Annotated in this window: 23 protein-coding genes; 15 read left to right on the top strand and 8 right to left on the bottom strand. The window is 62.3% G+C overall.

The features are described 5' to 3' along the window. Positions 1-5: 5 nt before the first annotated feature. Both WYH_RS07040 and WYH_RS07035 read left to right on the top strand, forming a co-directional pair. Positions 6-944 carry an MlaD family protein gene (locus tag WYH_RS07040; protein WP_046903282.1) on the top strand — a complete coding sequence of 313 codons (939 nt, stop codon included), beginning with the start codon at positions 6-8 and terminating at the stop codon, positions 942-944. Positions 945-964: 20 nt separating this feature from the next. Further along, positions 965-1552 carry an ABC-type transport auxiliary lipoprotein family protein gene (locus WYH_RS07035; RefSeq protein WP_156320087.1) on the top strand — a complete coding sequence of 196 codons (588 nt, stop codon included), beginning with the start codon at positions 965-967 and terminating at the stop codon, positions 1550-1552. Between the two features lie 105 nt (positions 1553-1657). Here the strand turns inward: WYH_RS07035 and WYH_RS07030 are convergent, their stop codons facing one another. From WYH_RS07030 to crcB, 5 genes are read right to left on the bottom strand one after another with little or no spacing between them, the layout of a single operon-like run. Continuing rightward, positions 1658-2353 (bottom strand): ATP12 family chaperone protein, encoded by a 696-nt coding sequence (locus WYH_RS07030; RefSeq protein ID WP_046903280.1) that lies wholly within the window; start codon positions 2351-2353, stop codon positions 1658-1660. Beyond that, positions 2350-2571: a hypothetical protein gene (locus WYH_RS07025; protein ID WP_046903279.1), complete on the bottom strand. Its 222-nt coding sequence runs from the start codon at positions 2569-2571 to the stop codon at positions 2350-2352. Before WYH_RS07025 ends, WYH_RS07030 begins: the two co-directional genes overlap by 4 nt. Continuing rightward, positions 2564-3214, bottom strand: a complete 651-nt coding sequence (locus WYH_RS07020) for an HAD-IA family hydrolase (protein WP_046904903.1) — start codon at positions 3212-3214, stop codon at positions 2564-2566. The genes WYH_RS07025 and WYH_RS07020 overlap by 8 nt, the downstream gene beginning before the upstream one ends. 2 nt (positions 3215-3216) lie before the next feature. After that, entirely contained in the window at positions 3217-4347 is a 1131-nt protein-coding gene (locus tag WYH_RS07015) for an RluA family pseudouridine synthase (protein ID WP_046903278.1), read from the bottom strand. After that, on the bottom strand, positions 4344-4751 hold the full coding sequence (gene crcB / locus WYH_RS07010) for a fluoride efflux transporter CrcB (protein WP_046903277.1): 408 nt from the start codon (positions 4749-4751) through the stop codon (positions 4344-4346). Before crcB ends, WYH_RS07015 begins: the two co-directional genes overlap by 4 nt. Before the next feature lie 221 nt (positions 4752-4972). On the opposite strand from crcB, the gene rpsU reads away from it, so the two are divergent. The 7 genes from rpsU (at position 4973) to gatB (ending at position 11212) form a co-directional block, all read left to right on the top strand. Further along, positions 4973-5179, top strand: coding sequence for a 30S ribosomal protein S21 (gene rpsU, locus WYH_RS07005; RefSeq protein ID WP_046903276.1), 207 nt, complete (start codon positions 4973-4975; stop codon positions 5177-5179). Between the two features lie 106 nt (positions 5180-5285). After that, a complete protein-coding gene (locus tag WYH_RS07000) occupies positions 5286-5843 on the top strand; it encodes an FKBP-type peptidyl-prolyl cis-trans isomerase (protein WP_046903275.1) in 558 nt (185 codons plus the stop codon). A 10-nt stretch (positions 5844-5853) separates the two neighbouring features. Next, positions 5854-7527 carry a DUF4153 domain-containing protein gene (locus WYH_RS06995; RefSeq protein ID WP_046903274.1) on the top strand — a complete coding sequence of 558 codons (1674 nt, stop codon included), beginning with the start codon at positions 5854-5856 and terminating at the stop codon, positions 7525-7527. A gap of 85 nt (positions 7528-7612) precedes the next feature. Further along, positions 7613-7915, top strand: coding sequence for an Asp-tRNA(Asn)/Glu-tRNA(Gln) amidotransferase subunit GatC (gatC, locus tag WYH_RS06990; RefSeq protein ID WP_046903273.1), 303 nt, complete (start codon positions 7613-7615; stop codon positions 7913-7915). Between the two features lie 177 nt (positions 7916-8092). After that, positions 8093-9574, top strand: coding sequence for an Asp-tRNA(Asn)/Glu-tRNA(Gln) amidotransferase subunit GatA (gatA, locus tag WYH_RS06985; protein WP_046903272.1), 1482 nt, complete (start codon positions 8093-8095; stop codon positions 9572-9574). Beyond that, positions 9571-9720, top strand: a complete 150-nt coding sequence (locus tag WYH_RS16795; RefSeq protein WP_244877977.1) for a glutamyl-tRNA amidotransferase — start codon at positions 9571-9573, stop codon at positions 9718-9720. The genes gatA and WYH_RS16795 overlap by 4 nt, the downstream gene beginning before the upstream one ends. Next, complete coding sequence (gatB, locus tag WYH_RS06980; RefSeq protein ID WP_046903271.1) at positions 9713-11212, top strand: Asp-tRNA(Asn)/Glu-tRNA(Gln) amidotransferase subunit GatB; 1500 nt, start codon at positions 9713-9715, stop codon at positions 11210-11212. The genes WYH_RS16795 and gatB overlap by 8 nt, the downstream gene beginning before the upstream one ends. 9 nt (positions 11213-11221) lie before the next feature. Here the strand turns inward: gatB and WYH_RS06975 are convergent, their stop codons facing one another. Continuing rightward, a complete protein-coding gene (locus WYH_RS06975) occupies positions 11222-11947 on the bottom strand; it encodes a sulfotransferase (protein ID WP_046903270.1) in 726 nt (241 codons plus the stop codon). 157 nt (positions 11948-12104) lie between these two features. Here WYH_RS06975 and WYH_RS06970 point away from each other — a divergent pair, with 157 nt between their 5' ends. Further along, on the top strand, positions 12105-12566 hold the full coding sequence (locus WYH_RS06970; RefSeq protein ID WP_046903269.1) for a tRNA (cytidine(34)-2'-O)-methyltransferase: 462 nt from the start codon (positions 12105-12107) through the stop codon (positions 12564-12566). Positions 12567-12583: 17 nt separating this feature from the next. Here the strand turns inward: WYH_RS06970 and WYH_RS06965 are convergent, their stop codons facing one another. Beyond that, positions 12584-15487: a M16 family metallopeptidase gene (locus WYH_RS06965; protein WP_082347885.1), complete on the bottom strand. Its 2904-nt coding sequence runs from the start codon at positions 15485-15487 to the stop codon at positions 12584-12586. Positions 15488-15881: 394 nt separating this feature from the next. Between WYH_RS06965 and clpB the strand changes: the two genes are divergently transcribed. Together clpB and WYH_RS06955 are read left to right on the top strand one after the other, a co-directional pair. Continuing rightward, positions 15882-18461 (top strand): ATP-dependent chaperone ClpB, encoded by a 2580-nt coding sequence (gene clpB / locus WYH_RS06960; RefSeq protein WP_046903268.1) that lies wholly within the window; start codon positions 15882-15884, stop codon positions 18459-18461. A gap of 40 nt (positions 18462-18501) precedes the next feature. Beyond that, positions 18502-19962, top strand: coding sequence for a tetratricopeptide repeat-containing sulfotransferase family protein (locus tag WYH_RS06955; RefSeq protein ID WP_046903267.1), 1461 nt, complete (start codon positions 18502-18504; stop codon positions 19960-19962). Between the two features lie 99 nt (positions 19963-20061). On the opposite strand, the gene WYH_RS06950 is transcribed toward WYH_RS06955, so the two are convergent. Further along, on the bottom strand, positions 20062-23256 hold the full coding sequence (locus tag WYH_RS06950) for a TonB-dependent receptor (RefSeq protein ID WP_053833438.1): 3195 nt from the start codon (positions 23254-23256) through the stop codon (positions 20062-20064). Positions 23257-23596: 340 nt separating this feature from the next. On the opposite strand from WYH_RS06950, the gene WYH_RS06945 reads away from it, so the two are divergent. The 3 genes from WYH_RS06945 to WYH_RS06935 all read left to right on the top strand — a co-directional run bounded on the left by WYH_RS06945 (position 23597) and on the right by WYH_RS06935 (position 25826). Then, positions 23597-24379, top strand: coding sequence for an SDR family NAD(P)-dependent oxidoreductase (locus tag WYH_RS06945; protein WP_046903266.1), 783 nt, complete (start codon positions 23597-23599; stop codon positions 24377-24379). Between the two features lie 22 nt (positions 24380-24401). Continuing rightward, positions 24402-25283, top strand: a complete 882-nt coding sequence (mtnP, locus tag WYH_RS06940) for an S-methyl-5'-thioadenosine phosphorylase (RefSeq protein ID WP_046904900.1) — start codon at positions 24402-24404, stop codon at positions 25281-25283. 63 nt (positions 25284-25346) lie between these two features. Beyond that, positions 25347-25826 (top strand): MarR family winged helix-turn-helix transcriptional regulator, encoded by a 480-nt coding sequence (locus WYH_RS06935; RefSeq protein WP_046903265.1) that lies wholly within the window; start codon positions 25347-25349, stop codon positions 25824-25826. The last annotated feature ends 64 nt before the right edge of the window (positions 25827-25890 follow it).

Genomic DNA, 25890 nt, shown 5'->3' with positions numbered 1-25890 from the left:
AGCACATGGAAACGCGGGCAAACCACGTTTGGGTCGGTCTTGTGACCTTGTTGCTGCTGGCGGCGCTGGCGGCCTTCTTCGTCTGGCTGGCCGGTTTGGGTTCGCGGGACCTGAAGGAATACGACATTTTCTTCGAACAGTCCGTCGGCGGCCTTGCCAATGGGTCGGAAGTGACCTTCCAGGGCGTGCCTGCCGGGCAGGTGACGCAGATCGAATTGTGGAAGAAAGACCCGGAATTCGTGCGCGTGCGCGTTGCGCTGCGCAAGGAGATCCCGATCCTGCAGGGAACGACCGCGTCCATTTCGGCAAGCTTTACCGGCGTTTCCAATGTCTCTCTGGGCGGGGCGGTGCGCGGTGCGCCGCCGATAAACGAACCCGGCCCGGAAGGCGTGCCCGTGATCCCCGCAACGCCGGGCGCAATCGGTGAAATCCTAGCCAGCGCCCCCTTGCTGCTGGAACGGCTGGCCACGCTGACGGACCGGCTTTCGCGGCTGTTGTCGGACGATAACCAGCAATCGATCAGCGGCATATTGGCCAATACGGACCGAATCACGGCCCAGCTGGCCGAAACATCGCCGCAGGTGGAAGCGACCCTGAAGGAATTGCAGGGCACGCTGGCGCAGTCGACCGAAACGCTGGCCGCGTTCGAGGACACGCTGCATTCCACCGACAATTTGCTGAACAAGGAAGGCGAAAGCCTGGCCGGTGAATTGCGCAAGACGTTGCAATCCGCGCGCCTGGCGGCCGATGCGCTGCAGGGCACGCTGGAAGATGCCCGCCCGGCGGCGAGATCGCTGGCGGAAAGCACTCTGCCCGCAGCGGATGCGACCCTGCGCGATTTGCGCCGCACCAGCGAAGCATTGCGCGAAATCACCGAAAAGATCGAAAATGAAGGGGCGGGCGCCGTGGTCGGCGGCACGAAGCTGCCCGATTACGAACCGTGAGCATGAAGGGGCAGCGGACCATGAATTCACTGGCAAGGCTTCCCGTGATGCTGGCGGCGGCGATATCGCTTTCCGGCTGTATCAGCCTGGGCAATGAACCGCCGGAGCGGCTGTTCACACTGACGCCGGAAAAGGTCACGGCCGTCGGCAACGCCGCACAGGGTGAACTGGGCAATGCGATTTCCGTGATAGAACCGGATGCGCCCCAGCGGTTGAGCGTTACGCGCGTGCCGGTGCAGATCGATCCATCCAGCGTCGCCTATCTGAAGGATGCCGTGTGGGTGGATAAGCCCGCCAAGCTGTTCCAGCGCCTGCTTAGCGAAACGATTCGCGCCGGTGGAGAACGGCTGGTCGTGGATGGCGGAGATCTGCAATATGCAGCGGCGACGCAGCTTTCCGGCCAGATCGTCGATCTTGGCTATGATGCGCAAAGCGGCAGTGCAATCGTCCGTTTCGATGCCGTGCTGAAACAGCCCGATGGCCAGTTGCGCACCCGCCGTTTCGAAAGCGTTGTATCGGGCATTCCGGCCAAGGCGGACGCCGTCGGTCCGGCTTTGAACGAGGCCGCGAACGACGTGGCCGCGCAAATCGCGGAATGGGTCGGCTAAGTCGCCCGAACCAGCTTTTGTTCAATGCAGCGGTCTTTCCGGCCGGCGGTCTTGGCCAGCCGGGGGAATGATAGAATCCGTGTCGGCGTGGGAAGGTGCGGGGGACTAACCCCGTGCCAGCCGGGCGAAATGCGCCGCCGCTTCAAAGGCGGCCAGCCGCGCGGCCCGGTCTTGCCGGGCGCGGTCATCCCAGCCCCATAATTCGGCCTGCCAGTCTTCCTCGCAATTGGCGGCGGCGAACAATGCGCCGGCATCCGCGCCTTCTTCCAGCGCGGCCAGGGCAATGGCAATCGAAGCGGCCAGTGGCGCCAGCGTGCGCAGGGCCGCCAGCGAAAAATGATCCTGTTCGCGCAGATGGCTTGCCAGACGGGCAAGGGTTTCTTCGGGTTGGCGGCGGTGGATCACGCCGCTTGCGCGTTCGAAACGGATCGCGTGGCGCGTCTCACACGCGGTCAGGATCGGCTCCCACATATCTTCCTGCCGCTTGAACAGGGGTTCTTCCGGGTCGGCGCGATAGCAGAGCGTGTCCGTCTCCGCGAAAGGCAGCAGGGAAGCGATCGTATCTTCCGGCGCGGGCGCGACCTTGTCGATCGCGAAATCGGCGAGATCGCGCAGGATGAAGCTTTTCGGGTCCACTTCCTCCCCCTGGGCACGCCATTCTTCGGCCAGCGCTTCGGCCAGGGGGCGGGTCGGCACGATCTGCGCGCCGCCGCCTTGCGTGCGGATGGGCCGCCCGTCCAGCGCCACGCGGAAGCCATTATCGGCTTCCTCCACGGTTACGTTTTCCCAGAAACGCTTCATCGGTCGGGACTGCGCCATTTGCGGGCCAGGATCTGCGGCACCAGGAACACGCTGACCAGCCCGATCACCAGCAGGGCATAGCCTGCCTCTTCCGGCGCATCGAAGGTCCGGTTGGCGATCAGCATCCCGATCAGCACGATCCCCGCGCCGCCCAGCCGCAGCAGATTCATCACCAGCCAGCGATTGCGGGCGGTTTCTTCATTCACCGGATCAGCCATTCAGCATTTCTTCCAGTTGGGCGGCAGTTTCGGCCACGCCTTCCGCGCCGGCGGCCAGCAATTCTTCCGGCTCGTGATAGCCCCAGGCGACGCCGATCGCGCGCGCTCCGGCGGATTGCGCCATTTCCACATCGAACACGGTATCGCCGATCATCACGGTGGAGCGCGGTTCCGCCATGGCATCGGCCATTGCCTGTTCCAGCATGGCCGGATGCGGTTTCGACGGATGCCGGTCGGCCGTTTGCAGGGTGGAAAAGAAGCCGGAAATGCCGTGGGTGGCGAGGGTGGATTGCAATCCGCGATCGGATTTCCCTGTCGCCACGCCAAGCGCCCAGCCGGCGCCATGCAGGCTGGCCAGCAATTGCTCGATCCCGTCAAACAGCGGTTCGTGCAGCGATCCGTCCAGCCGGGCACTGCGGAAGGCGTGCTTGTAGCTTTGCAGGGCGATCATCTGCGTCTCGTCCCCGGCATCCGGGGCAAGGCGGGCAATTGCATGAGGCAGGCTGAGGCCGACCATGCGGCGCACCTGGTGCCGGTCCGGCGCGGGCAGCCCGGCTTCGGCGAAGGCTATATCCATCGCCTTGCACACGGCCGCCTGCCCATCGCTCAAGGTTCCGTCGCAATCGAATACGGCGAGGCGGATGCTCACTTGCGCCCTTTCCCCTTGTTCGGCTTGCCTTCGGCGGGCCCGCGCGACCGGCGTTCGCCCCGGCGGGCCTTGCGATATTGTTTCGCATGCTGGCGGGCGGCCTGCTTCTTTTCCGCGGGGGACCGTTCGGGCGGCGGTTCCGCCAGGGGGGACGCATTGCTGCTCGATTCCTCGAAGCCGAGCTGGTCCATGCTGGCCGTGAAATGTTCGGGCAGGGGGGCGGTTACGTCCAGTTTCCCGCCACCGGGCGAATCGATGATGAGCCGCCGCGCGTGGAGATGCATCTTGCGGCTGATCGTGCCGGTCAGGAATGCATCCTGGCCGCCATATTTGCCGTCGCCCACGATGGGGTGGCCAATCGCCGCCATATGCGCGCGCAATTGGTGCGTGCGGCCGGTCATCGGCTGCAATTCCACCCAGGCGGCCTTGTTTCCGGCGCGATCCACCACGCGATACAGGGTCTTGGCCGGCTGGCCGCCTTCTTCGTCCACATGCATTTTTTCCCCGCCGGATCCGGGCTGCTTGGCCAGCGGGGCTTCGATCGTGCCTTCATGGATATCGGGCACGCCGACCACCAGCGCCCAATAAATCTTCTTGGCGGAACGGCCGGAGAATCGCTTTGAAAAGAAGGCCGCACTGCCGGGCGTGCGGGCGACGAGCAACACGCCCGACGTATCCTTGTCCAGCCGGTGGACCAGCCGGGGGCGCGGTTCGTCATCCCCGGCATAGGCATCCAGCAACCCGTCGACATGTTTCGTCGTCTTCGTGCCGCCCTGCGTGGCGAGGCCGGGGGGTTTGTTGAGCACCAGCGCCGCCTTGTCGCGATGGATCAGCATTGCTTCGGCCTGCGCCATTTCTTCCTGGCTCAGTTCGCGCTTCTTGCGCGCGGGCTTGCCGCTGTTTTCGCCGCCGGGCGGAACGCGCAGCACTTGTCCGGCGGATAGCCGGTCATCCGGCTTGGCGCGCTTGCCATCCACCCGGATCTGCCCGGTGCGGGCCCATTTGGAAACCATGCCGAAGCCGATCTGCGGCAGATGCCGCTTGAACCAGCGGTCCAGGCGGATGCCGTCATCATCTTCGGCCACGGTGAACTGCCGCACCTGATCGGGGGTTTGCCGTTCGTTCATCCTGCCACCCGCATTGCAATAAGACCGATATAAAGCGCGGTCAGCCCCGCCAGCACCGAAACGGCACCATAGATTAAGGCCTGCGCGGCCTGCCCGCGTTCGATCAGCAGCATCAGTTCCAGGCTGAAACTGGAAAATGTGGTGAAACCGCCCAGCAGGCCGACGCCGATCAGCAACCGGGCCTGTTCCCCGCCATGGCCGTGGCGGGCGAGATAGCCGGCCAGCAGGCCCATGGCCAGGGATCCGATGACATTGACGGCCAATGTGGCCCATGGAAAAGCGGTGACGACCGTGGGGCCGAGCCAATGCGTCATCGCGCGGCCGAGATTATAGCGCAGGACAGCGCCGATACCGCCGCCGATCGCGACATGGAGGGAAGCCATCAGGGGGCTGGGAAGGTTCATCCGCGGGGGCTTAGCGGCAGGCGCGTGGAGTTGAAAGGGGATCGTCGCAATGAACTGGCCACAAATCCTTGCCTTTCCCATCGCTTTCCCTTATTGGCGCCACGGTTGCGGCCGATCCGGAACGGATTCGGCGCTTTTTTCGTTTTGAAGATAAATGGTGCAACCCGCGCCGATCTCACGCGGGCTCTCCCGTCTGGACTTAGAAAAGGTGGTTTGAATTTATGCAGATCGTCGTTCGCGATAACAATGTCGAGCAGGCCCTCCGTGCACTGAAGAAGAAGCTGCAGCGGGAAGGTGTTTATCGCGAGATGAAGCTGCGCCGCCACTATGAAAAGCCGAGCGAGAAGCGCGCTCGCGAGAAGGCAGCCGCCGTGCGCCGCGCCCGCAAGCTGGAGCGCAAGCGCGCGGAGCGTGACGGCGCTCGCTAAGCGAAGCTGTCATCAGCCGTGTTCGCCAGCCTTGTATCGGGCTGGCCGATAAGCCAAAGGGGGCGCGGAGCAATCCGCGCCTTTTTTGTTTCAGGACGAGTTCTAGATGGCCGAAGTCACACGTGTCCCGCTGCAACCGATTGCCAAGGGCTCTCTCACCAGGCTGTGGCTGGGCATTGCCGCTGCCATCCTCATTGCGGCCGGGGTCGCCTGGGCCGTGATGCCCGCGGGCGTGACCGTGGAAGAAGTGCAGGCCGGGACTGGTCCCAGCCCGACCGTGGGCGACGTGGTGTTCCTGCGTTACAAGGGCAAGCTGGATGACGGCACCGTGTTTGACGAATCGAGCGATGCGGGCTGGCCGCTGCCCGGCGTGTTCCCCGAAGGGCAGCCGCTGGAACTGGCCGGCGTGGTCCCCGGTTTCCGCGATGCCTTGCTGCAGATGCAGCGCGGCGGGAAATATGTGGCGAAGATCCCGGGTGAGCTTGCCTATGGCGCCAATCCGCCGCCGCAATCCGATATTCCGCCCAATGCCGATCTGACCTTCGAGATCGAACTGGTCGATTTCATGCCGGTGGAAGAGGCGAATCAGCGCGCGCAGACCATGCAGCAGATGATGCAGCAAATGCCGCCGCCGACAACCGACCTGCCACCGGGCGTCCGCTAAGAAGGCAGCGATGGTGGATAGCGGCGCATCCACCACCCTGGCTGACTGGCCGCTGCGGCCATGGCTGCTGGCGGGGATTCTTGGCCTTGCCGGGCTGCTGATCCACCTGTTCACGCAGGGGCATGAAGATACGCCATGGCGCGTTGCCGTGGCGGCCTTCCTGTTCTTCGCCGCCCTTTCCACCGCCTTCACGCTGGAGCCGGTGAAATGGCGCGGCGCGGCGATCTTCTCGGTCATTATCGGCCTGGTCATGGCCGGGCTGGCCTGGCGGGCGGTGAATTACGGGGAAAGCCTGCCGGACGAGCATTATGGCTTTGCCGCCGGTGTGCTGGCCAGCCTGCTGGCCCTGCCGCTGTTCCAGGCGGGTTTTGCGCGGAAGCGGCTATCCACCCCCTATTCCGATATTCACTATCATGTCTGGACCGATGCGATCAGCGGGGCCGGGGCGCTGGCCTTTACCGGGCTTGCCTGGATCGTGTTCGCCGTTCTGTCCGAACTGTTTCACCTGCTGAAGATCGACCTGCTACGCGATTTGATGGGTGAAGGCTGGTTCGGCTGGAGTTTCAGCGGCGTGGCCTGCGGGGCCGCGTTTGGCGTGCTGCGCAACCAGACGCGTGTGCTCGGCACGCTGATGTCGGTCGTGCTGCTGGTCCTGTCCCTGCTGGCCGTGCCTGTTGCCGCGGGGCTGGTGCTGTTCCTGCTGGCAACGGCCCTGTCCGGTCCCGACGTGTTGTGGGAGGCGACGCGCAGTGCCACGCCGGTACTGCTGGCCTGCGCTGCCGGGGCCTATGTCCTGACCAATGCCATATTGCGTGACGATGCAGGCAGTATGTCCGCATCGCGCATCATGCGCATCGCGGCGCTGGTATTGGCAGCGGTCATCCTGCCGCTGGCAGTGTTCGCGGCATTTTCAATGGGGCTGCGTCTCGATCAGCATGGTCTTTCGCCGGAACGGTTGTGGGGCCTTGTCGCCATCATGGTCGCCTGCGCCTTCGGGCTCGGCTATTGGGTCGCGCTGGCACGTGGCCGCAAGCCGGACTGGGCGACGAAATTGCGGGAGGCGAATTTTCACCTCGCCATCGGCGTTTGCGCATTGGCGCTGCTCCTTGCCCTGCCGGTGCTGGATTTCGGCGCCATTTCCACCCGCAATCAACTGGCCCGGCTCGAATCGGGCGAGGTGAGCGCCGAGGATTTCGATTATGCGGCGCTGCGCTGGGAATTTGGCGAACCGGGCGTGCGGGCGCTGACCATTCTGGCGCGGGGCAGCAGCGGTGCAGCCGAATATGCGCAGATTGCGCTGGAACAGGAGCAGAGAGGCTACCGGCTCGACCGGCAGATCAGGCGTGACGAGGATTTCAACCTGCGCGTCCAGCCGGACGATCCCGAATTGCGGCGGCAGGTGCTCGATTATTTGCGGGAAAATGGCTGGGCCTGTGACCAATATTGCGTCGCCATCCAGACCGGGACGGCGCAGGACGGAGGGCGGGAGATCGCGATCGTGCAGGGAAGCGGTTATATCACCGCCGCTTTGCCAGTGGCGGACGGGGCCGATCAGCCGCCAGCCCCGGCAATCGAAACTCCGCCGCGGAGCGAATTGCGCGAGGGGTCCGAAGTGGAAATTCGCACCGTGGAAAAACGCTATATCTTCGTGGACGGCAAGCCGGTGGGCCAGCCGCTCGACTGAAGGCCGGACTTGAAAGCGGCGATGAGGGGGCTGGCCGGCAAAGCTCTGGCTTGAAGCGCATCATCCACGCGGCTAACGCGCTTCCATGTCCGTGACACGAGAAACCGTGGCGAAAATCGCCTCATTGGCGCGCATCGATATGGGCGAGGAAGAACTCGACCGGATGGCGCCCGAATTCAACCAGATCCTTGGCTGGGTCGAACAGCTGGGGGAAGTGGATACGAGCGGGGTCGAACCGATGACCGCCGTGATCCCGCAGCAATTGCGCCTGCGCGAAGACGTGATCGATGCCGATCCGCTGACCGGCGGCGGCGTGCAGGGCAAGGTGCTGGCCAATGCCCCGGCGGCCGAACACGGCTTTTTCGGCGTGCCGAAGGTGATCGAGTGATTTGCACGGCAAATAACTCGATCATCCCCGCAAATGCAGGGGTCGCGAACCAGCTGCCGCGAGGCTGGCCTGGTGCGCGTGCTTCGACAAGCTGGGCACGAGCGGAGCTTTTTTCGCATTTCTCTTCCACCTCCGCTCGTCCTGAGCTTGTCGAAGGACGCGCGAAAGGGTTGATCCATGACTGACCTTACAGAACTCGGCGTCAAGGCCATCCGCGATGGCGTGGCCGCTGGCACCTTCACCGCCCGCGAAGTGGCGGAAGCTTTCAACGCCAATGTCGCCGCCGCCAATGAACTGAACGCCTTCATCGTTGCCACGCCGGAAAAGGCGCTGGAAGCTGCCGACAAGGTCGATGCCGACCGTGCGGCTGGCAAGGAACTGGGCAAGATGGCCGGCGTGCCGATCGGCATGAAGGACCTGTTCGCCACGCGCGGCGTGCAGACCAGCGCGGCCAGCCACATACTGGAAGGCTTCTCGCCCGAATATGAAAGCAGCGTTTCCCAGAAATTGTGGGATGCGGGCGCGGGGATGCTGGGCAAGCTCAATCTTGACCAGTTCGCCATGGGATCGTCCAACGAGACGAGCTATTTCGGCAATGTGATCAGCCCGTGGCGGAGCAAGGGCAGCAATGCGCCTCTCGCGCCGGGCGGATCCAGCGGCGGGTCCAGCGCGGCCATCGCCGCACGGCTGTGCCCGGCGGCAACCGGCACCGATACTGGCGGTTCGATCCGCCAGCCTGCCGCCTTCACCGGCATTTGCGGCATCAAGCCGACTTATGGCCGCTGCAGCCGGTGGGGCATCGTCGCCTTTGCCAGCTCGCTGGATCAGGCCGGGCCGATGGCGCGCAGCGTGGAAGATTGCGCGATCATGCTGGAAGCGATGGCGGGCTTCGATCCCAAGGATTCGACCAGCCTGGACCTGCCGGTGCCGAACTGGTCGGAACTGCTCGACGCCGATCTGAAGGGCAAGAAAATCGGCATTCCGCATGAATACCGGATGGAAGGCACGGATGAGGAAATCCTCGCCAGCTGGGACCAGGGCATTGCCTGGCTGAAGGATGCCGGTGCCGAAGTGGTCGATATCAGCCTGCCGCATACCAAATATGCGCTGCCGGCTTATTACATCGTCGCCCCGGCGGAAGCGTCCAGCAATCTCGCCCGCTATGACGGCGTGCGTTACGGCCTGCGCGAATTGCCCGAAGGCGCCAATCTGCAGGACATGTATGCCGCGACCCGCGCCGCCGGTTTCGGGGACGAGGTGAAGCGCCGTATCCTGATCGGCACCTATGTGCTTTCCGCGGGTTTCTATGACGCCTATTACACGCAGGCGATGAAGGTCCGCACGCTGATCGCGCGCGATTTCGAAAAGGCCTGGGCGCAGTGCGACCTGGTGCTGGCCCCGACCACGCCAACCGCCAGCTTCCCGCTGGGGGACAAGCTGGACGATCCGCTGGCCATGTATCTGAACGACGTGTTCTCCGTGCCCGCCTCGCTGGCTGGCCTGCCGGCGATGAGTGTTCCGGCAGGTGTGAACAAGGATGGGTTGCCGCTCGGCCTGCAACTGATCGGCCGCGCTTTCGAAGAACAGGAAGTGCTGAATGCCGGCCTCGCGATCCAGCAGCGCGCCGGATTCAGCGCGAAGCCGGAGAAGTGGTGGTGAATATCGGGACGATGGATCTCATTGCCGGGATCGCAATCGCGATAGCTGTGCCGGCAGTGTTTTCCTTTGCCCGATACCTTGAAAAGCGTGTTCCGCATGGCGAGGCACGTTTCGACAAAGACGGAAAGTTGATCGACGATGAGTGACTATCGCATTAGTGGCGCAACGGGCGAATGGGAGGTCGTGATCGGCCTCGAAGTCCATGCGCAGGTCACCAGCAAGGCGAAGCTGTTCTCCGGCGCCTCCACGGCTTTCGGGGCGGAGCCGAACAGCCAGGTCAGTCTCGTCGATGCGGCGATGCCGGGCATGTTGCCGGTGCCGAACCGGGAATGCATCCGCCAGGCGGTGCGCACCGGCATGGCGATCGAGGCGGTGATCAACAAATGGAGCCGGTTCGACCGCAAGAACTATTTCTATGCCGATCTGCCGCAGGGCTACCAGATCAGCCAGCTCTATCACCCGCTGGTGGGCGAAGGGCAGTTGCTGATCGAAGCCGATGAAAAGGCCGGTATTCCCGAAGACAAGGTGATCGGGATCGAACGCATCCATGTGGAACAGGATGCGGGCAAGCTGATGCATGATCAGCACCCGACCATGTCCTATGTCGATCTGAACCGATCCGGCGTGGCGCTGATGGAAATCGTCAGCCGCCCGCATATGACCTCGCCCGCCGAAGCCGGTGCCTATCTGCGCAAATTGCGGTCCATCCTGCGCTATGTCGGCAGCTGCGACGGTAATATGGAGGAGGGCTCCATGCGTGCGGACGTGAACGTGTCAGTGCGCAAGGTCGGCGATACTCAGCTCGGCACGCGGACGGAAACCAAGAACGTCAATTCCGTGCGTTTCGTGATGCAGGCGATCGAACATGAGGCGAACCGCCAGATCGACGTGATCGAAAATGGCGGCACCATCGTGCAGGAAACCCGCCTGTTCGATCCGAACACCGGCACCACGCGGTCCATGCGCAGCAAGGAAGACGCGCATGATTACCGTTATTTTCCGGACCCGGATCTGCTCCCGCTGGAACTGGACGATGCATTCCTGGACGAATGCCGCGAAAGCCTGCCCGAACTGCCGGATGCCAAGCGCAATCGCTATATCCAGCAGCTCGGCCTGTCGGCCTATAACGCGCATGTCCTGACGGCCGAGGTCGAAACCGCGCGCTGGTTCGAACTGCTGCTGGGCAAGGCGGCCGAAGCGCAGGGTAAACAGCCCGCCGATGTCGCCAAACAGGCCAGCAACTGGCTGATTTCCGAATTGTTCGGCGCGCTGAACAAGGCCGGGAAATCGCTCGCGGATTCGCCGGTCACGCCGGAAGGCGGGGCGGAATTGCTGGCGCTGGTCGGCAAGGGCACGATTTCCGGCAGCATCGCCAAGCAGGTGCTGGAAATCATGCTGGAAACCGGCGACGGGGCGGAAGCCATCGTCGAACGCGAAGGGTTGAAGCAGGAAAGCGATACCGGCGCGATCGAAGCCAAGATCGACGAAGTCCTGGCCGCAAACCCCGACAAGGTCGAGGAATATCGCGGCGGCAAGGACAAATTGTTCGGCTTCTTCGTCGGCCAGACGATGAAGGCCATGCAGGGCAAGGGCAACCCGCAGGTGGTGAACGAGATCCTGAAGCAGAAACTGGGGTAGTGGCGGAGCCTAGGGCCGCAGCTTGCGGCCCAGCCAGCCAATGGCGCGCCGGGTAAAGCCCGGTTGCGCTTTCTGGAGGTGCATCAGCCGTTCGGCGCAGATCGCTTCGATCTGTTCGGGCGGCACATCCTCCCCAAGCCATTGGAGCAAGGGCTGGAACCCCTCCGGCCGGCCATCATATTCGGCATAGTCGATGATGAAGGCACGTTCGCCCAGCCGGTCCAGCGTATAGCGGAAACGCCTGTCGCTTTCCGCTATCAGCTGGTGAACTTGTGCCGGCTGGTAATCCGTTTTCCACCAGCCGGAATTGGCGACTTGTGCCGCATCGCGCGTGTTGAAGATCAGCCGCGCATCGGGGAAGGCATTGGCCAGGAAATCCATGGTCGCGGCAAAGGTTTCCTCGTCCATATGTTCGGGCGTGTAACGGATTTCCTTGAAGCCGCTGACGCGCGTGCCGGGCGGTGGCATCAGGATCTGGTCCACGAATAATTCGGCGAGGCTGGTGCGCCATCGGCCTGGGCTGACCGGGCCGAAACCGAACCATGGCGCGGTTGGGCCGTGATCCCACCTGCCGTTAATATCGTGCATCGTCTGCAATGTGTCGGCGGATACGGCCAGCGTAGTCACCAGCCCGCCATTTTCACCGCGGATGCAAAAGCCATCAATCGCATTCAGCAGATTCATGAGCAGGGTCGAGCCGGAACGGCCATAAGTAATCACAAATACGAACTTCATGGTCCGGTTTCTGATTGTCCCGGCGCGTTTGCGCAAGCAAACATCCGATGCGGATCGTCAGGTTTTCACGAAAATACCGATAAGGGGAATCCAGCCTGAGCGGCCGTTCCGGTTATTGGTTGTAGTCCGGCGACGTTCCCTCTTGCTAGGGAGGCGCATGACCCTCTCCATCGTCCTCGTCCATCCCGAAATCCCGCATAATACCGGTGCGATCGGGCGGACTTGCGTCGCGTTGGACATGGAGCTGGTGCTGATCCATCCGCTGGGGTTCGACCTGTCGGACAAGCAGGTGAAGCGTGCCGGGCTGGATTACTGGCCGCATGTGCAGCTGGTGGAATTTGCCAGCTGGGAGGAGTTCATCGCCCGCCGCGCCCCGCGTGAGGAGCAATTGTTCCTGTTCGAGGAATATGCACCGCGCAGCTTCTACGAACCGGACTATCCCGAAGATGCCTATCTTGTCTTCGGGCGGGAGACGAAGGGTCTGCCGCGGGACATAACCGAACCGCTGGCGCATCGCATGGTCAGCCTGCCCATGCGTTCGGACAGGATCCGCTCGCTCAATCTCGCCAATGCGGTGACGGCGGCGGCTTATCAGGCGCTTCGGGGCAGGCTGGGCTGATGGGAAACGTCGGAGCCTTAAAGCTCCGACGCATCCATATATTCGATCGGCATATCCAGCCCTTTCAGCTGTTCGTCGATCTGGCTGCGATCCCCCACCACAAGGATCACCATGCGGTCGGGCTGGAGATATTCGGCTGCGGCCATGTCGATCTGGCCAGCGTCGATCCCGCGATAAATATCCGGCAGATTGACATAGTAATCGTCCGGCCGGCCCAGTTCCTGATTATCCAGCAGGGCGCCCAGAACCTGCCCATTGGTCTGGAAACTGTTGGGCAGGTTGCGGATATTGCCATCGGTCACGCGCTGCATTTCGGTTTCATCCACGCCCTTTTCGGCGGGGAATTCCTTCATGTTCTTCAGGATCAGCGCGATGGAATCCGCCGTGCGGTCGGACTGGACCGGCGTGATAACGGTGAAGGCGCGGGGGCCCTGCACGCCGGACAGGGAACTGCGGATGCCATAGGTCCAGCCCTTGTCTTCCCGCAGATCGGAATTGAGGCGCGAGAGGAAGCCGTTGCCGATCACTTCATTGGCCAGTTCCAGCGCTTCCTGCCCCTTGTCCGTGCCGAGCAGCGGCAGGACGCGGCCGAACATCAGCACGCTTTGCGGGCTGTTGGGCCGGTCGATCACGACCAGACGGGGGCTGGGCGGGAGGACCGGCACGGCGAAGTTCTTTTCCGGCTGCGGCGTGGCGGGGGCCTGCCAGTCGCCAAAGGCGGATTCCAGCGCGGGCAGCAATTCTTCCATCGTCACATCGCCGACCACGGTAATGCTGGCCATGTCCGGGCGCAGCCATTTGCCATGTTCGGCGGCGAGCATTTCGGGCGTCAGCGCCTCTATCACCGATGTTTCACCGGCCGCGCCGACCGAACCATAGGGATGGGCATCGCCATAGATCAGCGGGCCTAGCGCGCGCTGGGCCAGGCCGATGGGGGAGGCCTTCTGCTGGGCGATGGCCGCCAGGCGCTGGCCCTTCACGCGTTCCACCTCTTCCGGGACGAAAGCGGGATTGCGCACGATATCGGCCAGGAGTTCCAGCGATGGGGCGAGATTGGCGGTCAGCGCCGTCATCGAAACGCTGCTGCTGTCCGTGCCGGTGCCCGTGCCGATTGCAGCGCCGAGCCGTTCCTGCTCGATCGCGATATCCAGCGCGCTGCGCGTTGCCGTGCCTTCATCCAGCAGCGACATCATCATGGATTGCGTGCCGGCCTTGTCCCCGCCATCGGCCGCCGTGCCTGCATCGAAAGTGATCGACATGGACAGTTTGGGAATGGCGGTACGGCGGGCCAGCGACACGCCGATCCCGTTGGAAAGGGCGGCGTGTTTCACTTCCGGGAAGGTCAGCTTGCCGACCGGGGCCACGGGCGGGAATTCGCGTTCCGGCCCTTCGGCAATCTCCGGCACTGGCTGCTTCGCATCGGGTTCGGGCGGGGGAACGCTGCCTTCATCGCCCCAGCCGCCCATGGTGGCGCCGTCTTCCGTCCGTTCACCGGGCACGACCTGCAGCGTATAGGAAGGGCGCGTCAGCCAGCGTTGCATGGCCGCCTGCACATCGGCCGGGGTCAGGCTGGCGAGCTGCTGCAACTCCACCTTGTAATTGGCGGGATTGCCCGCATAGAGCTTGCCTTCGGCCAGGGTCGCACCCTTGCCGGAAAAGCCGCCAACCACTTCCAGCGCGCCGATCTGCGATGATACGATATCGGTCGCGGCGCGGGTCAGTTCATCCTCGGTCGGGCCATTGGCGATCAGTTCGTCGATCACCTGGTTGAAGCGCGTTTCCGCCAGCGCGGCATCGACGCCCGGCTTCACGTCCATCTGGATCTGCGCGAAGCCGATCTGTTCATGCTGCTGAAGGCTGGCGGAAGCGCTGACGGCGAGTTCTTCCCCGCGGACCAGCGCATTGTCGAGCCGCGAACTGGCGAGGCCGCCCAGCACATACATGCCCACAGTCAGCGGCACGGAATCGGGCTGGGTCAGCGATGGCGTGGTCCATGCGCGATAGATGCGCGTAACGGGCACCTGGTCCGTCATGGTTTCGCGCACCGGGGCATCCAGCGTCACCGGCTCTGCCGCCAGTTGTGTCACATCCGGGCCGCGCGGAATATCACCGAACCATTTTTCCACCTTGGGCCGCGCGGTGGCGACATCGATATCGCCGGCCAGCGCCAGCACGACATTGTTCGGGCCGTAATTGTCGATGAACCATTTGCGCACATCGGCCAGGCCGGCCGCGTCCAGATCCGCCATGGAACCGATGGTGGAGTGGCGATAGGGATGGCCCACCGGCAGCAACCCGTCGGCGATCTTGTATTCGACCAGGCCATAGGGCTGGTTGTCGCCCTGCCGTTTCTCGTTCTGGACAACGCCGCGCTGCTTATCGAGCTTGTCCTGCGACACCGCGCCGAGCAGGTGGCCCATGCGGTCGCTTTCCATGAACAGGGCCAGGTCCAGCGCCCCGGTGGGCACGGTTTCCACGTAATTCGTCCGGTCATACCAGGTGGAACCATTGGTGCTGGTGGAACCGGCCGCTTCCAGCGGAATGTCGAAATTGGGTACGTTTTCGCTGCCGCCGAACATCAGATGTTCGAACAGATGGGCAAAGCCCGTGCGGCCGCGCGGTTCATGCTTGGAGCCGACCCGGTAATAGATCGTCACGCCGACCAGCGGGCTCTTGCGGTCGGTATGGACGATGGTGGTCAGCCCGTTGTCGAGCGTGAAGCTTTCATAAGGAATATCGACTGCGGAAACGAGCTGCGAAAGCGGTGCGGGCTCTGCCGCAGCCTGTGCCGTGGCCGGCGCGGCATCGGCAAGCGTGGCGGCTGGCGCGGTGGCGCAGGCGGCAAGGGCGAGGGGGGCGGTGAGGGTGAGCGATGCAACCAGCAAACGCCGCAGCGGCCGGCCGGAGATACAATATGTCATGCCCGTTCCTTAGCACGATATATGGCGGAGGATAGCTGGTCCGTCAGCGGAATTGCCTGCGCCCGCTCCATTGGCGGTTGCTGCCGAATGCGTGGACAGCATCGATGCGTGGGTTATGTTCTGCTGCATGGTCTGAGGGGAGGCAGAATTGCGATGCAATATTCGTGACAGGCAATATCGCGTCAATATGACCTGGCGCAAAGCGGCGCCCCGTTCAGCCAGCCATATTGAAACAATGTTCGGTTGCATCCCCCGCATTCGCAATGGGGCACCCCGGTATATTTCCGGGATGACAGCGGGGCTGGGGCGCACTTAACAAAATTTCGCTAGCCCGAACTTGTGTTGCGTATATGCAACACTATCTGGGTGGGGCAAACAGTTTTGAGGGCATTTCATGAATCTCGAGAAGTTCACCGACCGCGCCAAGGGCTTCCTGCAATCGGCGCAGACCGTCGCAATCCGCATGAGCCACCAGCGGATCTCTCCCGATCATTTGCTGAAGGCCTTGCTGGAGGACGAGGAAGGCATGGCGACCGGGCTGATCAAGCGGGCCGGGGGCGATGCCAAGGCCGCGCTGGATGCCGTTGACGCCAATCTGGCAAAGATCCCCTCCGTTTCGGGTAGCGGTGCGCAGCAGACGCCGGGGTTGGATAATGATGCCGTGCGGGTGCTGGACCAGGCCGAACAGGTCGCGGAAAAGGCCGGCGATTCCTATGTCACCGTGGAACGGATGCTGCTGGCGCTCGCCCTGGCGAAGACGACCAATGCCGGCAAGGCGCTGGAAGCGGCCAAGGTCACGGCAGAGGGGCTGAACAAGGCGATCAACGATCTGCGCGGCGGGCGCACGGCGGACAGTTCCAATGCCGAAGCCGCCTATGACGCGATGAAGAAATATGCCCGCGACCTGACCGAGGCCGCGCGGGAAGGCAAGCTGGACCCGGTGATCGGCCGGGACGAGGAAATCCGCCGCACGGTGCAGATCCTTGCCCGCCGGACCAAGAACAATCCCGTCCTGATCGGCGAACCCGGCACCGGCAAGACCGCCATTGCCGAAGGGTTGGCCCTGCGCATCGCCAATGGCGACGTGCCCGACAGCCTGAAGGATCGCCAGCTGATGGCGCTCGACATGGGTGCCCTGATCGCCGGTGCGAAATATCGCGGTGAATTCGAGGAACGGCTGAAGGCCGTGCTGGACGAGGTGAAGGGCGCTGAAGGCCATATCATCCTGTTCATCGACGAGATGCACACGCTGATCGGCGCGGGTGCCAGCGAAGGCCGCATGGATGCCGGCAATCTGCTGAAGCCCGCCCTTGCGCGCGGCGAGCTGCATTGCATCGGCGCGACCACGCTGGATGAATATCAGAAATATGTCGAAAAGGACGCGGCCCTGCAGCGCCGTTTCCAGCCCGTTTTCGTGGATGAACCGACCGTGGAGGATACGATCAGCATCCTTCGCGGGCTGAAGGAAAAATACGAACTGCATCACGGCGTGCGCATCACCGATGGCGCGATCGTGGCAGCGGCGCAGCTTTCCAACCGCTACATCTCCGACCGTTTCCTGCCCGACAAGGCCATCGACCTGATGGACGAAGCGGCCAGCCGCATCCGCATGGAAGTGGAAAGCAAGCCGGAAGAGATCGAAGCGCTCGACCGCCGGATCATCCAGCTCAAGATCGAGGAATCGGCGCTGGCCAAGGAAAGCGACCAGGCCAGCAAGGACCGGCTGACCGCCCTGCGCGAGGAACTGGCCAATCTCGAACAGAAAAGTTCGGAACTGACCACGCGCTGGCAGAACGAGCGGGACAAGATCAATGCCGAGGCGAAGATCAAGGAGCAGCTGGACGCTGCCCGGATCGAGCTGGAACAGGCCCAGCGCAGCGGCGATCTCGCCAAGGCGGGGGAGCTTTCCTATGGCCGGATTCCGGAGCTGGAAAAGGCGCTGGCCGCCGCGGAAGAGCAGACCGGCACCGCCTTGCTGCGCGAGGAAGTGACCGAGGACGACATCGCCTCCGTCGTCAGCCGCTGGACCGGCGTGCCGATGGAAAAGATGCTGGAGGGCGAGCGCGAGAAGCTGCTCCGCATGGAAGAAGTTCTCGGCAAGAGGGTGATCGGGCAGGAACAGGCCGTCACCGCCGTGTCCAAGGCGGTGCGCCGTGCGCGTGCCGGATTGCAGGATCCGAACCGCCCGCTTGGCAGCTTCCTGTTCCTCGGCCCGACCGGCGTCGGCAAGACGGAACTGACCAAGGCGCTGGCCTCATTCCTGTTCGACGATGACAGCGCGATGGTGCGCATCGACATGAGCGAGTTCATGGAAAAGCACGCCGTCGCCCGCCTGATCGGCGCGCCTCCGGGCTATGTCGGCTATGAAGAAGGCGGCGTGCTGACCGAAGCGGTGCGGCGCCGGCCCTATCAGGTCGTGCTGTTCGACGAGGTCGAGAAAGCTCATGCGGACGTTTTCAACGTGCTGCTGCAAGTGCTGGACGATGGCCGGTTGACCGATGGGCAGGGCCGGGTGGTCGATTTCTCGAACACGCTGATCATCCTGACTTCCAACCTGGGCAGCCAGTTCCTTTCCAGTCTGGAGGAAGGGCAGAAGGTCGAGGATGTCGAACCGCAGGTGATGGATGTGGTGCGCGGCCATTTCCGCCCCGAATTCCTCAACCGGCTGGACGAGATCATCCTGTTCCACCGCCTGATGCCGGAACATATGGAACCGATCGTCGAGATCCAGGTGGCCCGCGTGCAGAAGCTGCTGAAGGATCGCAAGATCACTCTGGAACTGACGGACGCCGCCCGCCGCTGGCTCGGCCGTGTCGGCTACGACCCCGTCTATGGCGCCCGCCCCCTGAAACGTGCCGTGCAGCGTTACCTGCAGGATCCGCTGGCCGAAAAACTCCTGGCCGGCGATGTGCCGGACGGCAGCACGGTAAATGTGGACGAAGGCGATGGGGAACTGAAGATTACGGTGAGTTGATCTGTTCCCTTCGGGAGATTTCGCCCTTAAGTCCTCGTGAATGACAGCGAAATCTCCCAAGGAACTTATACTTCAGACGATCGAGGCGCTGACGAAAGGGCGGCGCGAGGAAGCGCTTTCCCGATTGCAACGTTTGTTGCAGGAAGGGCCTGCATCAGGTGATTTCTATCGAAGCGTTGCTCGCCTCGCTTCGAATATAGGCGAAATAGACATTGCGCTGTCAGCGGCAGGGCGATTTGCGGCGACCGAACCGCAAACTCTTGAGCGCAAGCTGTTCTATTGGGGGCAGCTTGTGGAATATGGACGCGGCGCAATCGCGCAAACCGATGTTGCTGCGCTGCCTGAGACGGTCAGATCTAACGCTGCCGTACAACACTTCCTTGGAACTGTAGCAAGCCAGGAAGGTGATTTCGGAAAAGCCGAGGAACATCTGCGCGAGGCAATTGCACAGGGCATTGCTCCGCAAAGCTGGTTTGCGCTTGCGATGATCAAGCGTTTCTCTCCCGGGGATCCGGACCTTTCCGAAATGCAACGGTTGCGATCGGAGATGGGACGCATGCCGGAGGAGTCGCGCGCAGCTTTCTTCTACGCCTTGGGTAAGGCGTATGACGATTGCGGCGACTTTGACCAGGCCTATGAGAATTACCGAGAAGGCGCTGCCTTGCGGAAATCTGCGCGGCCCTATGACCCTGCAGAGGTAGAAGGGCTGACCGGTACGCTTATCGACGAATATAGCGCCGCCGGCCTCTCGCTCTTGGCGCCATCCGGTGTCAGGCACTCGCGGGCGATTTTCGTAAATGGATTGCCAAGGTCCGGCACAACGCTCGTCGAACAAATCCTGACCACCCATTCTGCGGTTGCGGATGGGGGTGAGATCAATTTGTTCCGTGCGGCCGTGACGTCAACAGCAGGGATAGGGCTGGCACCCGCCCTGGCATATCAGAACCGTATTGGGGATCATGCTGATCCGTGGGGGCAAGTTGCTCGTACATATGAGCGAATGCTTGAAATGCGTTTCGGCCCCGATGGACGAATTGTCGACAAGACGTTGCTGCATTCACGGTTGATGGGTCTGCTATTGCATTCATTGCCGGATGCGCGCGTAGTCTGGTTACGCCGGAGGCCGGCGGATACGGCTCTTTCCTGTTTTCGAACCTATTTCTCGTCAGAAATTCCATGGAGCTGGTCGTTCGGCGATATCGGGCATTACTTCAGGCAGGAAGACCGGTTGTATCGCCACTGGATCGAACAGTTCCCGGATCGCATTCTTACTGTTCCGTACGAGGAACTGGTTTCAGAAACCGAGAATTGGGTTGGGCGGATCGCCGCATTCGTCGGGCTGGAAGAGGAGCCGCAGATGCACAGCCCCCATCTGCATAAACGCTCAGTGCGTACAGCCAGCGTTGGCCAGGTGAGGGAGCCTATTTCAACCTCCCGGATTGGCGCGGCTGAGGCGTATCAGGCCTATATGAGCCCATTTTACGAGGCGTATTCCAACTGACTTTCTGCGCCCGGCTGCTGTCAGCCAGGCCTTTCGAGAAGGCAAAAAAAGAGGCGGGCCGAAGCCCGCCTCTCTTGTTTTGAATAGTGATCGTGAGGATCAGAATTCGATGTCCACGCCCAGACGTACCGAACGGGGGGTCTGATAGCCAGTAACGACGCCATAGTTCGGGTTGACCGGATACCAATCGGCACCTGCCGCAGTGGCATCGAGTTCGCCGACTTCGTTGCGTTCCTGGATACCCTGATCGTTGAGCAGGTTGAAGATATCGGCGCGGAAGCGAACCGTCTGACCAGTCGGGATTTCCGTCTGGTAAGAGAACTTCAGGTCGACATTATAGATCCAGTCGCTTTCAAGGCCTCTGCCGCGCGCGACGAGCTCCGTCTCTGCACCGTTGCTCGGCACACAGTAACGCGAAGCTGCACCATATGCGTTTGCATAGGGATCCGTCGGGTGATGGCCGAAGCAGCTCAGCTTACGCGGAGATTCGACCGTCAGGTTGGAGCCGACCATGAAGCCTTCGAAGACCTGGTAGGATCCCCACAGCTTGATGCGGTGGCGACGAGCCTGCGGCACAGGGCCATAGGCGCCGTCGAGGAAGCCCGGCTGGTCGAAGTCCTGCGTCAGACCGGAGTCGTCCTGACCGAAGTCGGACTGAACGAAGCCTTCCGAATTGCCGCGAAGCTTCTGCCAGGTGTAGCTGCCCGCAAGGGTCCAGCTGCCGTCGAAGGGACGTTCGAAAGTGAACTCGACCTGGTCGAGCTTACGGCTTGCTGCACTATAACCGAGCTCTTCGGCGGTCAGCGTGACTTCGTCAGTCGTGCCCGGACGGCTGGCAAGACCATCCAGCTGAACCACGGCATCCTTACCCGGATTCAGGATCACGTACTGGTGGAAACCAGTCCAGATCGGCGAACCGCCATCGGTGGTGCAATCAAGGCCATTGGTGTCGCAATAAGCGTTCACTGCAGCGTCGATCGCCACGTCTTCGGCATTAGCCTTCAGGCGACGGTTGGTATAGCTGATGCCCAGTTTCAGTTCGTCGAACAGCGGCACATTGCGGAAAGTCTGCTCGTAACCGACCAGCCATTCACGAACCTTCGTGGCCGAGAGATTCTTCGAGATCAGGGTATCCGCAGATGCAACGGAACCGTCGCCGGTCACGTTACAGAACTGCCCACTGGAAATCGGGGTCAGCTGGAACGGACAAGTCGTCGAGTAGTTGGCGTCTTCCGCACTGGTGATCTGCGTACCAAGGATCGGCAGACCGTTGGCATCAAGACCTTCATATTCGTAACGTTCACGAACATAATATTCCGCACCCGTTGTACGGAAAGCCGTGTTGCTGGCGAACGGCAGATAATAATCACCGAAGGAGCCATAGATGCGGCCCGAGTAATCGTCGAACAGCGTGTAGCTCGCGCCAAGACGGGGAGCGTAGTTCTCGTCCATGGTCACGATATTTGCGCCGTCCGGCCGGTCCACGGAGAAGTCATCCCGACGCAGGCCAAGGCTAAGCTGCAAGCGGTCGGTGACGTCCCATTCGTCCTGGATGTAGAACGACTTGTTCTGGGCATCGAAGGAACCGCCGCTGTTGAAGTAGTTCACTTCCACGACGTTGCCGGGGCGAATAATGAGAGCCGCGCCAGCACCACCAGCACCCAGATTATAGGCGTCGCTGGTAAGAATGCCATTGGACACGAGGAAATCGCCACCCGTACGGACAGATGCCTTTTCCAGCGTGTTGTTTTCCACATCGAACCCACCACGGATGTGGTGATCGCCAAACAGGCTGAAGAACAGATCCACGTCACCGCGGAAGAACTCACGTTCCGTGCGATAAGGGAAAGTGTTCGAGAGCGTGCGCTGCCCATTGAAAAACGCGCCACTCTCCACACCGTCGACAGCCGACCCGGAAGAGTTCACGAAATAGGGCTGGCCGGCAGCGCCAGCAATGCCGACATTGTCAAAACGATCGCGCATGCGGCCATAGGCGCCCGAGACCGTCAGGAAGTTCGTCAGATTGCCCGTATACTTTGCGACGTAGCTTGTGCCGCCGAAGTTGAACTCGCTGACCGAGTCAGCAAGACCATAGGTCGGCACGCCGTTTGCTTCGCTATAGGCCACGTCACGACGAGTCGTAGTGCTCTGCGTGTCGAAAATCGTGAACTCGAGGTGATGTCCGTCGATCGGATAGGCATCGACTTTCACGCCCCAGAAGGGGTTGTCGTAGCTGCGATCATAAGCGGTGCCGGCCAGCGCATCGACTTCACGCCATTCGCGATTGCGCATTTCCAGCAAGCCATAGACGAACAGGCGATCCTTGATGATCGGTCCGCCAGCTTCAAGAACCACCGAAAGCTGCTCGTCGGTGTCTTCCGAACGGTTGGTGCTGTTGAGGCACGTAATACCCGGGTTCGGATTATCTACGGTAACCGGTGCATCGTAAGAACAGTTCTGCTCGTCCTTGCCCGCGGAACGCAGGAAGTTCGGCGACCAGTTCAGGTGCGCAGCTGCAGTGAACTCGTTCGAGCCGGACTTGGTCGTGGCATTGACGATACCGCCGGTAGCGCGGCCGAATTCTGCCGGATAACCGCCAGCCTTAACTTCGATCGTACGATAGAACTCGAACGGAACGTTCGCGGAACCAAGGTAGTTGTCGAAGTTGGTGGTGTTCAGGCCGTTGATATAATAAGCATTTTCAGCAACGGAACCACCGCCGATGGATGCGAGGTTGCCGAAGGCGCTGTCACCACGACCGGTGCCCGGTGCGAGCAGGACGACAGAGGTCAGATCGCGGCTGATCGGAACGGTCTTCACCAGTTCTTCGATATCGACGTTCAGGCCGGTGGTGGTGCCGGTGAAGTCGGACACGATGGTAGCACCGGTAACGATGATCTCGTTACCCGTGGTTGTCAGACCAATGTTCAGCGAAGCTGTCTGCGATGCCAGCACGCGCACGTCGGTTGCGGTGAAGGTGTCCTTGCCCGCTGCTTCGACGGTTACGTCGTAGCCGCCAGTCGGAAGCGCCGAGATCCGGAACGCGCCGTTCGCACTTGTGGTCGCGGTACGAGTGAAGCCTTGGCTGGTGGAGGTCAGCGTAACCGTCGCACCTTGGACGGGCGCGCCCGATTCGTCGGTGACCGTGCCGGTAACGGAACCGGAGGTGTAATCCTGCGCCACGGCAGGGGTTACGGCGATGCCCGTGGCGGCGACACCTGCGCCAACCATGGCCAGCACGCGCAGTGCGCTGCCGGCTCCGAGCAATTGCTTGCGGAAATCCTTGCTATTCATTGCGATTGCAGTCCCTTTATGAAGTCTGTTCGCCCCATGTGAATCAGCCCGGGAAGCGCCATAGGCGGTCCTTTGAAGAGCTGAATGGGCCGTGACTGGGGGAAGGTTGGTATCGTTTCAATCATAACGATCATTCATGCTGCACTAAGCCACGTTACTGTGGCGCGAAGGCAACATGACATTTTGGCGACAATGATGCGCCGCGAATGCGGCGTTTGTGCGGTGCAGCGCGCGTGGCCTGGCATGGCCCGCGCTGCCCGCCGGCTCTGCTTGACGGCATGGTCCGCCCGTTTAGGGAAGGCGGCATGGACAAGATGAATGGCAGGGAAGGAAAAGCCTGATGAAAGTGGATGCTTCGGTCGCGGCTATTGTTACCGGGGGCGCTTCCGGCCTGGGCGAGGCGAGCGCGCGGGCGCTTGCTGCCAAGGGGGCGAAAGTGGCTCTGTTCGATCTGAATGAAGAACGCGGCGCGCAGGTCGCGGCGGAGATCGGCGGCATCATGTGCAAGGTGGATGTCTCGGACGAGGCATCGGTGGATGCCGCCTTCGCCAGGGCGCGCGAGGCGCATGGCCAGGAACGCGTGCTGGTCTGCTGTGCCGGTATCGGCACGATCGGCAAGACCGTTCGCCGGGACAAGGAAACGGGCGAGATCAGCCATCTGCCGGTCGATCTGTTTCACAAGACGATCAAGGTCAATCTGATGGGCACGTTCCAGTGCGTGGCCAAGTCGGCCGCGGGGATGATGACGCTGGAAGGGCTGGAAGATGGCGAACGCGGGGCGATGGTCTGCACCGCCTCCGTCGCGGCGGTGGACGGCCAGATCGGCCAGGTTGCCTATTCCGCTTCCAAGGGGGGTGTTGTGGGCATGACACTGCCCATTGCCCGCGATTTCATGAATGAAGGCATCCGCATCAACACGATCCTGCCGGGCATTTTCAAGACGCCCTTGCTGGCGGGCCTGCCGGAGAAAGCGCAGGAATCGCTTGCCGCGGCCGTGCCCTTTCCGAAACGGCTCGGTCATCCGGAGGAATATGCCAATCTCGTCATGACCATGATCGAGAACGGATATTTCAATGGCGAAACCGTCCGGCTGGATGGCGCCATCCGAATGCCGCCGCGCTGATCGGGACAAGGGGGGCAGATATATGGCGGGCTGGCACCTGGGAATTATCGGCGGCTCCGGCCTGTATGAACCGGGCGAGCTGGAGGATGCGCAGGAAATCGACGTGCGCAGCCCCTTTGGCGAGCCATCCGGCCCCGTGACTACTGGCTTTCTGTCCGGTGTGCGCTGCACATTCCTGGCGCGGCATGGGGCGGGGCACCGCCTGCCGCCTTCCGCCGTCAATTACCGCGCCAATGTGGACGTGCTGAAACGCTGCGGCGTGACGGACCTGGTGGCGGTTTCCGCGGTCGGTTCCCTGCGCGAAGACATGGCGCCCGGCGATTTCGTGGTGGTGGACCAGTTCATCGATCGGACCATCGGGCGGGAACGGAGCTTTTTCGGGCCGGGCTTCGTGGCCCATGTGGGGCTTGGCGATCCGGTCTGCCCACGCCTGTCCGGCCTGCTGGCGGATGCGGCGGGGGCGATGGATGCCCGCCTGCACCGATCGGGCTGCTATGTCGCGATCGAAGGGCCGCAATTCTCCACTCGCGCGGAAAGTGTCATGTATCGCGGCTGGGGCGCGGATGTGATCGGCATGACCGCGATGCCGGAGGTTCGCCTGGCGCGGGAGGCGGAGCTGCCATACGCCCTGCTCGGCATGGTCACCGATTATGATTGCTGGCGCGAGGGGGAGCCGGAGGTGGATGTCAGCGGTGTGCTGGAAGTGATGCGCACCAATGCGGTGAAGGCGCGGCGGACGCTGGCCGCGCTGGCCGCGTCATTGCCGGCTGAACGTCCGGAAAGCCCGATCGACCGCGCTCTCGATCACGCAATTATCACTCCCCGAAACGCGTGGGATCGTCATCTTGTTGCCCGGCTGGATGCCGTTGCGGGACGGATATTGCCGAAGGCGCCGAACGGCTAGTCTTGCCTGTTTGTCGTTGCGCCGCTTGCAATAAGGGGCAAGCTGGAACAAATTCGCTTCACAATGATTGATACAACCCCTCTTGCAGAGTTCCTGCCATATATCCTTTCCTACACGTCGAATGCGGTAAGCGGCCGCATCGCGGTGGAATATCGCACGCGTTTCGGGCTCAGCATTCCGGAGTGGCGAGTCATGGCCGTGCTTGGCGATTTCGGGCCGCTCACCCAGCGCCAGCTCACGCGGATGACGCTGATGGACAAGGTGGCAGTCAATCGCGCCTGCAAGGTTCTGGAAGACCGCGATCTCGCCGCCCGCACGCCCAATGCGCAGGATGGCCGGTCCCACCTGCTGGACCTTACCGAAGAAGGCGTGAAGATGCATGACGAGATCATGCCGCTCGCCGTGGCCATGGAAGAACGCATCTTCGGTTCCTTCACCAGCGAAGAAATGAAGCAGTTTCGGGAAATGCTGGAACGTGTCCGCACCGGGCTGGACGATCTCGATGGCGAGGAGATCGACAGCAGGAATTACGGCATCAAATAGGCCGCGCCCCGCAGCCGGGCTGCGGGACGCTCTCTGCCTGATTCGCGTTACGGGCTGCCGGCTG

The sequence above is a fragment of the Croceibacterium atlanticum genome, from assembly GCF_001008165.2.
Classification (GTDB): Bacteria; Pseudomonadota; Alphaproteobacteria; order Sphingomonadales; family Sphingomonadaceae; genus Croceibacterium_C; species Croceibacterium_C atlanticum.
This window is presented reverse-complemented; position numbering and strand designations above follow the sequence as displayed.